9 protein-coding genes are annotated in these 11,740 nt (G+C 39.6%); 2 read left to right on the top strand and 7 right to left on the bottom strand.

The window, feature by feature from the left end; translation table 11 throughout:
* The first annotated feature begins 528 nt into the window (after positions 1–528).
* Entirely contained in the window at positions 529–1,875 is a 1,347-nt protein-coding gene (locus ACAM37_RS12195; RefSeq protein WP_369626945.1) for a RepB family plasmid replication initiator protein, read from the top strand.
* Positions 1,876–1,910: 35 nt separating this feature from the next.
* On the opposite strand, the gene ACAM37_RS12190 is transcribed toward ACAM37_RS12195, so the two are convergent.
* The 4 genes from ACAM37_RS12190 to ACAM37_RS12175 all read right to left on the bottom strand — a co-directional run bounded on the left by ACAM37_RS12190 (position 1,911) and on the right by ACAM37_RS12175 (position 6,115).
* The gene (locus ACAM37_RS12190) at positions 1,911–2,258 is read right to left on the bottom strand and encodes a hypothetical protein (protein ID WP_369626944.1); all 348 of its coding nucleotides are present in this window, start codon (positions 2,256–2,258) and stop codon (positions 1,911–1,913) included.
* A 34-nt stretch (positions 2,259–2,292) separates the two neighbouring features.
* A complete protein-coding gene (locus ACAM37_RS12185) occupies positions 2,293–4,215 on the bottom strand; it encodes a 3'-5' exonuclease (RefSeq protein WP_369626943.1) in 1,923 nt (640 codons plus the stop codon).
* 120 nt (positions 4,216–4,335) lie between these two features.
* Complete coding sequence (locus ACAM37_RS12180) at positions 4,336–5,751, bottom strand: relaxase/mobilization nuclease domain-containing protein (protein ID WP_369626942.1); 1,416 nt, start codon at positions 5,749–5,751, stop codon at positions 4,336–4,338.
* Positions 5,752–5,791: 40 nt separating this feature from the next.
* A complete protein-coding gene (locus ACAM37_RS12175; RefSeq protein WP_060994926.1) occupies positions 5,792–6,115 on the bottom strand; it encodes a plasmid mobilization protein in 324 nt (107 codons plus the stop codon).
* Between the two features lie 512 nt (positions 6,116–6,627).
* On the opposite strand from ACAM37_RS12175, the gene ACAM37_RS12170 reads away from it, so the two are divergent.
* Positions 6,628–7,974: a RepB family plasmid replication initiator protein gene (locus ACAM37_RS12170; RefSeq protein WP_369626945.1), complete on the top strand. Its 1,347-nt coding sequence runs from the start codon at positions 6,628–6,630 to the stop codon at positions 7,972–7,974.
* 35 nt (positions 7,975–8,009) lie between these two features.
* Here the strand turns inward: ACAM37_RS12170 and ACAM37_RS12165 are convergent, their stop codons facing one another.
* The 3 genes from ACAM37_RS12165 to ACAM37_RS12155 all read right to left on the bottom strand — a co-directional run bounded on the left by ACAM37_RS12165 (position 8,010) and on the right by ACAM37_RS12155 (position 11,676).
* A complete protein-coding gene (locus ACAM37_RS12165) occupies positions 8,010–8,357 on the bottom strand; it encodes a hypothetical protein (RefSeq protein ID WP_369626944.1) in 348 nt (115 codons plus the stop codon).
* Between the two features lie 34 nt (positions 8,358–8,391).
* Entirely contained in the window at positions 8,392–10,314 is a 1,923-nt protein-coding gene (locus tag ACAM37_RS12160) for a 3'-5' exonuclease (protein ID WP_369626943.1), read from the bottom strand.
* A 120-nt stretch (positions 10,315–10,434) separates the two neighbouring features.
* Entirely contained in the window at positions 10,435–11,676 is a 1,242-nt protein-coding gene (locus ACAM37_RS12155) for a relaxase family protein (RefSeq protein WP_369626946.1), read from the bottom strand.
* Positions 11,677–11,740: the final 64 nt, after the last annotated feature.

The raw sequence follows: 11,740 nt of genomic DNA, 5'->3' as shown, positions 1-11,740 counted from the left end.
AAATTTTTTCAGTCATAACTAACATTCCAATGAAATAAAATTCAAATTCTAAGATGATAATTTTTTGATGTTTTGCTTTGGTCTTGGCTTTGGTTTTTTGCTTTTGGGGTTTGGGGCTTGTCCCAATACCTTGAGCGATAGCGAAAGGTCTTAGGGGGTTAAGGGGGATTTTCCCCCCTTACAAGGTCATATTAGGGTATCTCGCAGAGTGCCCTATATGTGTCCTTGCCCTTTATCTCTTTTCTTTTGATTTTATCACGGTTTTTGCTTTTGGTTGTTGCAACTCAAAGAGATTTTTTGAAAGAAGTCTTTATTATTGTAAATATTGTCATATTTTCTTATTGTCAGACGCTTCAAAGCCTTGATACTACTGGTTTCCAGCTCCTATAAGTGTAGGACTCTACCACTTCAAATGTAGAACTCTACCACTTCAAATGTAGAACTCTACCACTTCAAATGTAGAACTCTACCACTTCAAGTGTAATTCTACATATAAAGAGATTTACACATTTAAAAGCTAGTGTTATTATGAAAAAAATTATATTACAAGGCAAAATAATGAGTATTTTGGACAAACAAATAACCCATGATGTCAAAATTTTAAAACATAATACTTTGATTGAAGCCGAATATGACTTATCACCAGTACCAAACAATCTGATGACTTTGGCAATAACTAAGGCTAGAGATAGTGATTTGCCAACTAAGTTTTGGAATGGTGAAGTAATAATATCTGCCGATGAATATGCGAAAATTCATAATATTGACATTAGAACAGCATACAAAGATTTAAAAAGGGCAGTTCTTGAATTAGAAAAAGTTACCTTACGTTGTGACGCTTTTTATGACTTGAACAGAACCGCTTCTATGCTTCCAGAACAATTAGCGGACGTGGCTATGAATTCTGATAGGTATTATTCCAATGTCATCATAGGCTCTAAACCAAAACACGGTAATTTTATGAAAATGAAATTACATATTCAGTTAGTTAATAGAGTCGGCTATAGTGAAGAAGGCTCTTTTATTTATTTCCAATTTAGTGATGATGTCTTGCATTTAATCGAAACTGGCAATCTTGATTACACCATGTATGATTATAAAAATACTGTTGATTTAACCACTACACCCACAAAAAGGCTTTATGAATTAGCTTGTAAGTGGGTGAAGATTGGAAATTGCAAAAAATCTGTTGATGATTGGCGACACTTTTTTGGGTTAGATGATAAGTATGAAAAGATAGCAGAATTTAAAAGATGGGTTTTAATTCCTGCAATAAAGCAGATAAATGCACAAGGGGAATTTGAGTTATCCATAGAACAACAAAAATTAGGCAAAGTAATTACCCACTTAATTTTAAAGATTAAAGATAAAAGACAAAAACCTGCAATTAACGCTTCAGTTGTTCAACGTGACCCAAACGTCATAGATATGTTTGAAGGGTTGAGTGATAAAGAAAATCAAATAGTAAAAGCAACCGCCGACAAATACATAGCTGAAAAAGGTATTACTGACCTAGGACACAAGCAAAATATTTATAAAAAGGCTAAAGAAGGGCGTTGGGGACTTGCTGATTTGGATAAGCAAACGGCTGAATTACAGGCTCAAAATATTAAAATTACCGAACAAATTCAAGCCGAAAAACAGGCTCAACAAAGACAAGAACAAGAAAAGGCTGAACAGGAAAGGGCGAATAAAGAATTTATTGAATATTTTGAAAGTCTGCCATTCTCACAACAAGCCGAAATTCTGACTGAAGTTAAAGGCAAAGTCGAAAAACTGCCAATTATAGGACAGAATTTTATTGAGAATATGGCTACTTCCTACAAAGATGTCATGTATCGCTCATATTTTAAAAAGGTTATGGGCTTGATTTAAACATTACAACCGCCATGCTTGGCGGTTGTTTTTTATTAAATTTTGTTTAGTTTTTCAGAATGATAGCGTTGGGCTTCTATCATTTCATCAATACTAATATCTGCTCGAATGTTTTTCACCCACATAAAAAAGTCGTGTATTTCATCATCTGATAGCTTCCACCAGTTGCGAGAATTTGGCAAGTTATCAAAGTCAAATTCTTGGGCGGTTTTTCGCCATTGTTCTGCTTTAGATGGATTTACTTTATCCCAATATGCCAAAAGTTTAGGCGTATCAAGTTTTAGCCCCATTGCTTTATTTTTCGCTTCTTTGGCGTACCATTCCCAATCGTTACCGTAACGGTTACGGTTGGGTTGTTGGCTGTTTTCTGCTTCCTTCATCATGTGACAACTCCTTGTGATAGTTAAAAATTGATGTTTATTTATATTTTTGAGCTTGTTTTATCCGCTTGATGGTCGATAGACTGACCCCTAATTGTTTGGCGATTTTTGGTAAAGACAGCTCACCCTTTTTTATCAGCTCGATTGCTTGGCTATCATCTTCTAGGGCTTTTGGTCTGCCTACCATGCCAAGCTCGACAGCGATTTTATGACCTTCTCGACAGGCTTCAAGCCTTCTTTGTTCGGCTTCCTTGCTTCTAGGTGTATATCTGCGTTTGTTGGTATTGTTGGGGGTCGCTATGGCTTCCGTTTTGGCTTCTTTGGCTGGTGTGAGCTGGTCGCCTTCTTCCTGCTCGTTTTCTTCTACAAGGTCGCTTATTTCTTGGTTGTCTGTGGGTAGTGGTTTATCAAAAGAATATCGGCTCAAAAACTTAATAAGTGGCTCAATATACGCACCATATAAGCCCCTTTTAGCCCTTGTAATGGCAACATAAAGCAATCTCGCTTCAGGGTCGCCATTGATTTTAACCCTTTGTAGCATATCTTCTGAAAAGCTACGCCCTTCAAAATCATCTGCCAATAGTACGTTATCCCATTCCCTGCCCTTTGCCTTGTGAACGGTAGTTATAACAACGTCATGGCGTTGTTCGTTGTTTCTAAAGGCTTCTATGGTGCGTGCTAGGTATTGATAGCCATATTTCATGTAAAGGCGAAATACGCCACTGATATTTTGGTCATTGGGAAATTGTTCGCAATAGTCTTTCAGCTCGATAAAGTCGTTAAAATTGGCTAATATTTCGTGATATCGCCCTGCTTGGGGGTTTTCTTCAAAGTCATTGATGGCTTTGAGAAGGTCTAACATTTCTTGGGGGCTTCCGCTAAGTTCTAGGTATAGTTTGCGGTTTGGGTGGCGTTGGTTGTAGTCTAGGGCTATCCCTATTGCCCCTGCATTGGTACGGCATAAAATAGCGTTGATGTCGCTAGGATAACAGTTTTGAGTATCTACAAAACCCTGCTGACCTGCCCCTATTAAGGGTTTTTCAGCTCTAAGGTAGCGTAACAAGCCATTGGCAACAGTGGCGATAGCTTGCCCAAAGCGAAAGGATTGGGTTAAGTAGGTTTCTACGCCTTCAAATTGTGCCATTGCGTCCACTGCCCCCCGCCATTCATAAATTTGTTGGAAGGGGTCGCCCACAAAGATAATGCGGTTTGTTTGTTGTTTGAGTATGCCTAACATTAGCTTGTCGGTGTCTTGGCTTTCATCAAACAAAATAAAATCATAGTTAATTTTGGGATTGGATAGGGCATAGATTTTTAGGTAAACATCATGCGTTATCTTAAAATTGCCGTTGGGCTGTTGGAAGTCATACCATAAGTTATTTAGAAGGGGCATAAATTCTTTGACTAGGTGTTGCTTATGCTCGTCACATACTTTCATGTTAAGTGAGCTGTCTATCGCATAGTCTAAGTGCCATTCTTCAGGGGCTTCGCTGTCACTTCTAAGAAAGATTTCAATAGCCCTTCTTATAATTTTGAACCGCTTTCCTGCGTCCACTTGTTCAACATGGTTGGTCGTGCCATTGGGTCGGTGCTTGGTGGTATCGCCTGTTACGTTGGTCGTGCCATAGTACCTTGACCAGCTTGTAAAGTTATTGGCATAAAGCCCCTGTCCTTGTGATAGTTTGGCGGTGATACGTCTATCAACATTACCAAAGGCTAGGCTGTGAAATGTCCTAGCGGTGGTATTGCGTGGCATTTTTCGCCCTGCTTCTTCTGCAATGGCTTTGTTAAAGGCAAGGTAAACGCCCTTTAGCCCATATTGCCCTAATCTATTGGCTATCAAGGCGATTGTTGAAGTCTTTCCTGCCCCTGCGTAGGCAAGCATTTTAAGCCTAGTATTTTGGGGTTGAGCTGATAATTCAATGGCTTTTAATTGTTCATTTGTTGGGCTAAAAGTCATGTTTATATGCCTAATTTATATTTTTGAGCCTATTATAACATTGATTTTTATAACTAAGGTCGAATTTTTAAGGTAAGGTGTGCTTTTGCCTTGCCTTAAAAAATTGACCCCAAAAAGGCGTTAGCGTTGCATAACCTTACCTGTTGCTTTGTCTATTTGAGTTTGAATTTCTCGGATATTGTTTTGAGTAAAGAGTTCTGTTTGGCGTTGGTGTTCGCCAGTTCCCTGTTCTCGTTGTTTAATCTCTCGTTCTGTTCTATCAAATTGCGATTGACCGCAGTCAATCGCCTTATTAGCTCGCTCTGCTTCGTGGTTGTCGCCTGTAACTCGTTTAACTGTTTCTCTAAGTCTGTCACCAAACTGCTGAAGGCGTTCATAAAGTCGTTTTGCATGGTCGATTATTCCAGTTTTAGGGTGGGTTTGCCGTTGCTTTCTAACTTCCCTGCTTCTGATTTCTTGGGGTTCTTGGCTGTTATCCAAATTGATTTGTCTTTGTTTTGCGTAATCGTCACTTTGGCGAAGGCTTGGGCTTGTAGGGAAGTCATCTCGATGTTCTGCTGTATCTCTGCTATTTCTTCGTGTTGGTTGCGTATAGTCTTGGCTAAATAAAGGCTGGCTATCCCTAGTCCTAGTATTATCGCCAGTAGAAAGCCCATTCCGCCCCCTATCATCATTTTGTAGTTCGTGGCTTTTTTCAAGTCGTTGCGGTGGCTCTCGATTAGCTGAAGGTGTTCGTTTAAAATTTTCTCGGTTTGTTGCCTGTTTTTGTCCAATAGCTCGTTGTAGCTTTTCAAATGCTGTTGCATAACGCTCTGCATTTGCTCGCTCATAATCTTGCTTTGCTTCTCGGTGTTCTGTTCCAAGTTCTTGACTAAATTCTCGATTTTCATAGATAAAACCTTCTAAGCGGATATTTCGCTTACCGTCTGGATTTTTGATACTGATTGATTTATCTGTTTGGCGTGTAATTTCAATCCCTGCACCTTCTAGGGCTTCGATAACGCCTTTGCGGTCTGTGATATTACCCTGCTCGATTTGGTGGGCTATGGCTTCGCCTATACGCTGTTTAATGCCCTGTACATCTTTGGGTAGGTTATGGCGGTCAATTTTGATTGCTTGAGCCTTTTGGGGGTCGTTGGGGTCGCTCAAGCCGTATTTGTGGTTAGTGACCTGTTTCCAGTTCTCAACTAAAGGGCGGTCTATCTTGTCATAGTAAGGCTGTAGCCGTTTGCCTGTGTGTAGTTCTTGGTTGACTATGACAAAGTTAAGCTCTAATCGCCCTTTGTCACGGTGTTCTATCCAAGTCATGTTGTATTGGTCGGCTTCCAGTCCTGCCAGTAGTGACTTTTCAAAGTCTGCCATGATGTCTTTTTTGGTTTTGTCGTCTAGGTCTTGCTCTTCAAACGATAGTACGCCTACGGTGTATCGGTTTTTGAATTGGTGAAGGTTGTCCGCTAGGCGTTCTGTTAGGTCAGGGTCGCCTTGTAAGATTTTAGCCTGTTCTCTATCCCTATCTTTACCTAAAAGATAGTTCATTGTGGCTCTAGCACTGCCATTGCCTTTGTTTTTTAGGAATTTAACTATCATAGCGTTTTAGTAGTTCGTTTAGTTGTTCTCGAATAATTGCCAGTTCTGCAAAAACTTTGATTTTTTCGATGTCTTTGTCTAGGGTGTTGGCTTGGTAGGCAATTTGATTTAGATTACCGCCTATTTTTCCTAAGTGTCGAAGTAGTTCGGGGTCAACTGCTTTGTATTTGCGTTTGGGGTCTTTTTCGTCCAAACAGGTTTTTCTTATCCATGTTGCTAATTGTCCGCCAGTCATTTTTTTTAATAACTGGTCGTGTTCTTCATCAGTCAATCTAACTTTGATTTCTTTTGTCCGATAAATTTTTTCAGTCATAACTAACATTCCAATGAAATAAAATTCAAATTCTAAGATGATAATTTTTTGATGTTTTGCTTTGGTCTTGGCTTTGGTTTTTTGCTTTTGGGGTTTGGGGCTTGTCCCAATACCTTGAGCGATAGCGAAAGGTCTTAGGGGGTTAAGGGGGATTTTCCCCCCTTACAAGGTCATATTAGGGTATCTCGCAGAGTGCCCTATATGTGTCCTTGCCCTTTATCTCTTTTCTTTTGATTTTATCACGGTTTTTGCTTTTGGTTGTTGCAACTCAAAGAGATTTTTTGAAAGAAGTCTTTATTATTGTAAATATTGTCATATTTTCTTATTGTCAGACGCTTCAAAGCCTTGATACTACTGGTTTCCAGCTCCTATAAGTGTAGGACTCTACCACTTCAAATGTAGAACTCTACCACTTCAAATGTAGAACTCTACCACTTCAAATGTAGAACTCTACCACTTCAAGTGTAATTCTACATATAAAGAGATTTACACATTTAAAAGCTAGTGTTATTATGAAAAAAATTATATTACAAGGCAAAATAATGAGTATTTTGGACAAACAAATAACCCATGATGTCAAAATTTTAAAACATAATACTTTGATTGAAGCCGAATATGACTTATCACCAGTACCAAACAATCTGATGACTTTGGCAATAACTAAGGCTAGAGATAGTGATTTGCCAACTAAGTTTTGGAATGGTGAAGTAATAATATCTGCCGATGAATATGCGAAAATTCATAATATTGACATTAGAACAGCATACAAAGATTTAAAAAGGGCAGTTCTTGAATTAGAAAAAGTTACCTTACGTTGTGACGCTTTTTATGACTTGAACAGAACCGCTTCTATGCTTCCAGAACAATTAGCGGACGTGGCTATGAATTCTGATAGGTATTATTCCAATGTCATCATAGGCTCTAAACCAAAACACGGTAATTTTATGAAAATGAAATTACATATTCAGTTAGTTAATAGAGTCGGCTATAGTGAAGAAGGCTCTTTTATTTATTTCCAATTTAGTGATGATGTCTTGCATTTAATCGAAACTGGCAATCTTGATTACACCATGTATGATTATAAAAATACTGTTGATTTAACCACTACACCCACAAAAAGGCTTTATGAATTAGCTTGTAAGTGGGTGAAGATTGGAAATTGCAAAAAATCTGTTGATGATTGGCGACACTTTTTTGGGTTAGATGATAAGTATGAAAAGATAGCAGAATTTAAAAGATGGGTTTTAATTCCTGCAATAAAGCAGATAAATGCACAAGGGGAATTTGAGTTATCCATAGAACAACAAAAATTAGGCAAAGTAATTACCCACTTAATTTTAAAGATTAAAGATAAAAGACAAAAACCTGCAATTAACGCTTCAGTTGTTCAACGTGACCCAAACGTCATAGATATGTTTGAAGGGTTGAGTGATAAAGAAAATCAAATAGTAAAAGCAACCGCCGACAAATACATAGCTGAAAAAGGTATTACTGACCTAGGACACAAGCAAAATATTTATAAAAAGGCTAAAGAAGGGCGTTGGGGACTTGCTGATTTGGATAAGCAAACGGCTGAATTACAGGCTCAAAATATTAAAATTACCGAACAAATTCAAGCCGAAAAACAGGCTCAACAAAGACAAGAACAAGAAAAGGCTGAACAGGAAAGGGCGAATAAAGAATTTATTGAATATTTTGAAAGTCTGCCATTCTCACAACAAGCCGAAATTCTGACTGAAGTTAAAGGCAAAGTCGAAAAACTGCCAATTATAGGACAGAATTTTATTGAGAATATGGCTACTTCCTACAAAGATGTCATGTATCGCTCATATTTTAAAAAGGTTATGGGCTTGATTTAAACATTACAACCGCCATGCTTGGCGGTTGTTTTTTATTAAATTTTGTTTAGTTTTTCAGAATGATAGCGTTGGGCTTCTATCATTTCATCAATACTAATATCTGCTCGAATGTTTTTCACCCACATAAAAAAGTCGTGTATTTCATCATCTGATAGCTTCCACCAGTTGCGAGAATTTGGCAAGTTATCAAAGTCAAATTCTTGGGCGGTTTTTCGCCATTGTTCTGCTTTAGATGGATTTACTTTATCCCAATATGCCAAAAGTTTAGGCGTATCAAGTTTTAGCCCCATTGCTTTATTTTTCGCTTCTTTGGCGTACCATTCCCAATCGTTACCGTAACGGTTACGGTTGGGTTGTTGGCTGTTTTCTGCTTCCTTCATCATGTGACAACTCCTTGTGATAGTTAAAAATTGATGTTTATTTATATTTTTGAGCTTGTTTTATCCGCTTGATGGTCGATAGACTGACCCCTAATTGTTTGGCGATTTTTGGTAAAGACAGCTCACCCTTTTTTATCAGCTCGATTGCTTGGCTATCATCTTCTAGGGCTTTTGGTCTGCCTACCATGCCAAGCTCGACAGCGATTTTATGACCTTCTCGACAGGCTTCAAGCCTTCTTTGTTCGGCTTCCTTGCTTCTAGGTGTATATCTGCGTTTGTTGGTATTGTTGGGGGTCGCTATGGCTTCCGTTTTGGCTTCTTTGGCTGGTGTGAGCTGGTCGCCTTCTTCCTGCTCGTTTTCTTCTACAAGGTCGCTTATTTCTTGGTTGTCTGTGGGTAGTGGTTTATCAAAAGAATATCGGCTCAAAAACTTAATAAGTGGCTCAATATACGCACCATATAAGCCCCTTTTAGCCCTTGTAATGGCAACATAAAGCAATCTCGCTTCAGGGTCGCCATTGATTTTAACCCTTTGTAGCATATCTTCTGAAAAGCTACGCCCTTCAAAATCATCTGCCAATAGTACGTTATCCCATTCCCTGCCCTTTGCCTTGTGAACGGTAGTTATAACAACGTCATGGCGTTGTTCGTTGTTTCTAAAGGCTTCTATGGTGCGTGCTAGGTATTGATAGCCATATTTCATGTAAAGGCGAAATACGCCACTGATATTTTGGTCATTGGGAAATTGTTCGCAATAGTCTTTCAGCTCGATAAAGTCGTTAAAATTGGCTAATATTTCGTGATATCGCCCTGCTTGGGGGTTTTCTTCAAAGTCATTGATGGCTTTGAGAAGGTCTAACATTTCTTGGGGGCTTCCGCTAAGTTCTAGGTATAGTTTGCGGTTTGGGTGGCGTTGGTTGTAGTCTAGGGCTATCCCTATTGCCCCTGCATTGGTACGGCATAAAATAGCGTTGATGTCGCTAGGATAACAGTTTTGAGTATCTACAAAACCCTGCTGACCTGCCCCTATTAAGGGTTTTTCAGCTCTAAGGTAGCGTAACAAGCCATTGGCAACAGTGGCGATAGCTTGCCCAAAGCGAAAGGATTGGGTTAAGTAGGTTTCTACGCCTTCAAATTGTGCCATTGCGTCCACTGCCCCCCGCCATTCATAAATTTGTTGGAAGGGGTCGCCCACAAAGATAATGCGGTTTGTTTGTTGTTTGAGTATGCCTAACATTAGCTTGTCGGTGTCTTGGCTTTCATCAAACAAAATAAAATCATAGTTAATTTTGGGATTGGATAGGGCATAGATTTTTAGGTAAACATCATGCGTTATCTTAAAATTGCCGTTGGGCTGTTGGAAGTCATACCATAAGTTATTTAGAAGGGGCATAAATTCTTTGACTAGGTGTTGCTTATGCTCGTCACATACTTTCATGTTAAGTGAGCTGTCTATCGCATAGTCTAAGTGCCATTCTTCAGGGGCTTCGCTGTCACTTCTAAGAAAGATTTCAATAGCCCTTCTTATAATTTTGAACCGCTTTCCTGCGTCCACTTGTTCAACATGGTTGGTCGTGCCATTGGGTCGGTGCTTGGTGGTATCGCCTGTTACGTTGGTCGTGCCATAGTACCTTGACCAGCTTGTAAAGTTATTGGCATAAAGCCCCTGTCCTTGTGATAGTTTGGCGGTGATACGTCTATCAACATTACCAAAGGCTAGGCTGTGAAATGTCCTAGCGGTGGTATTGCGTGGCATTTTTCGCCCTGCTTCTTCTGCAATGGCTTTGTTAAAGGCAAGGTAAACGCCCTTTAGCCCATATTGCCCTAATCTATTGGCTATCAAGGCGATTGTTGAAGTCTTTCCTGCCCCTGCGTAGGCAAGCATTTTAAGCCTAGTATTTTGGGGTTGAGCTGATAATTCAATGGCTTTTAATTGTTCATTTGTTGGGCTAAAAGTCATGTTTATATGCCTAATTTATATTTTTGAGCCTATTATAACATTGATTTTTATAACTAAGGTCGAATTTTTAAGGTAAGGTGTGCTTTTGCCTTGCCTTAAAAAATTGACCCCAAAAAGGCGTTAGCGTTGCATAACCTTACCTGTTGCTTTGTCTATTTGAGTTTGAATTTCTCGGATATTGTTTTGAGTAAAGAGTTCTGTTTGGCGTTGGTGTTCGCCAGTTCCCTGTTCTCGTTGTTTAATCTCTCGTTCTGTTCTATCAAATTGCGATTGACCGCAGTCAATCGCCTTATTAGCTCGCTCTGCTTCGTGGTTGTCGCCTGTAACTCGTTTAACTGTTTCTCTAAGTCTGTCACCAAACTGCTGAAGGCGTTCATAAAGTCGTTTTGCATGGTCGATTATTCCAGTTTTAGGGTGGGTTTGCCGTTGCTTTCTAACTTCCCTGCTTCTGATTTCTTGGGGTTCTTGGCTGTTATCCAAATTGATTTGTCTTTGTTTTGCGTAATCGTCACTTTGGCGAAGGCTTGGGCTTGTAGGGAAGTCATCTCGATGTTCTGCTGTATCTCTGCTATTTCTTCGTGTTGGTTGCGTATAGTCTTGGCTAAATAAAGGCTGGCTATCCCTAGTCCTAGTATTATCGCCAGTAGAAAGCCCATTCCGCCCCCTATCATCATTTTGTAGTTCGTGGCTTTTTTCAAGTCGTTGCGGTGGCTCTCGATTAGCTGAAGGTGTTCGTTTAAAATTTTCTCGGTTTGTTGCCTGTTTTTGTCCAATAGCTCGTTGTAGCTTTTCAAATGCTGTTGCATAACGCTCTGCATTTGCTCGCTCATAATCTTGCTTTGCTTCTCGGTGTTCTGTTCCAAGTTCTTGACTAAATTCTCGATTTTCATAGATAAAACCTTCTAAGCGGATATTTCGCTTACCGTCTGGATTTTTGATACTGATTGATTTATCTGTTTGGCGTGTAATTTCAATCCCTGCACCTTCTAGGGCTTCGATAACGCCTTTGCGGTCTGTGATATTACCCTGCTCGATTTGGTGGGCTATGGCTTCGCCTATACGCTGTTTAATGCCCTGTACATCTTTGGGTAGGTTATGGCGGTCAATTTTGATTGCTTGAGCCTTTTGGGGGTCGTTGGGGTCGCTCAAGCCGTATTTGTGGTTAGTGACCTGTTTCCAGTTCTCAACTAAAGGGCGGTCTATCTTGTCATAGTAAGGCTGTAGCCGTTTGCCTGTGTGTAGTTCTTGGTTGACTATGACAAAGTTAAGCTCTAATCGCCCTTTGTCACGGTGTTCTATCCAAGTCATGTTGTATTGGTCGGCTTCCAGTCCTGCCAGTAGTGACTTTTCAAAGTCTGCCATGATGTCTTTTTTGGTTTTGTCGTCTAGGTCTTGCTCTTCAAACGATAGTACGCCTACGGTGTAT

Origin of the sequence: Moraxella sp. K23 (assembly GCF_041154765.1) — a bacterium.
GTDB classification, from domain to species: domain Bacteria; phylum Pseudomonadota; class Gammaproteobacteria; order Pseudomonadales; family Moraxellaceae; genus Faucicola; species Faucicola tetraodonis.
Note: the sequence above shows the minus strand (reverse complement) of the source record. Positions and strands in the feature narration are given on the sequence as shown.

What these genes read in the sequence shown, in the direction of transcription:
- ACAM37_RS12195 (WP_369626945.1), top strand. Translation starts at nt 529, where the DNA reads ATGAAAAAAATTATATTACAAGGCAAAATAATGAGTATTTTGGACAAA.
- ACAM37_RS12190 (WP_369626944.1), bottom strand. Translation starts at nt 2,258, where the DNA reads ATGATGAAGGAAGCAGAAAACAGCCAACAACCCAACCGTAACCGTTAC.
- ACAM37_RS12185 (WP_369626943.1), bottom strand. Translation starts at nt 4,215, where the DNA reads ATGACTTTTAGCCCAACAAATGAACAATTAAAAGCCATTGAATTATCA.
- ACAM37_RS12180 (WP_369626942.1), bottom strand. Translation starts at nt 5,751, where the DNA reads ATGAACTATCTTTTAGGTAAAGATAGGGATAGAGAACAGGCTAAAATC.
- ACAM37_RS12175 (WP_060994926.1), bottom strand. Translation starts at nt 6,115, where the DNA reads ATGACTGAAAAAATTTATCGGACAAAAGAAATCAAAGTTAGATTGACT.
- ACAM37_RS12170 (WP_369626945.1), top strand. Translation starts at nt 6,628, where the DNA reads ATGAAAAAAATTATATTACAAGGCAAAATAATGAGTATTTTGGACAAA.
- ACAM37_RS12165 (WP_369626944.1), bottom strand. Translation starts at nt 8,357, where the DNA reads ATGATGAAGGAAGCAGAAAACAGCCAACAACCCAACCGTAACCGTTAC.
- ACAM37_RS12160 (WP_369626943.1), bottom strand. Translation starts at nt 10,314, where the DNA reads ATGACTTTTAGCCCAACAAATGAACAATTAAAAGCCATTGAATTATCA.
- ACAM37_RS12155 (WP_369626946.1), bottom strand. Translation starts at nt 11,676, where the DNA reads ATGGCAGACTTTGAAAAGTCACTACTGGCAGGACTGGAAGCCGACCAA.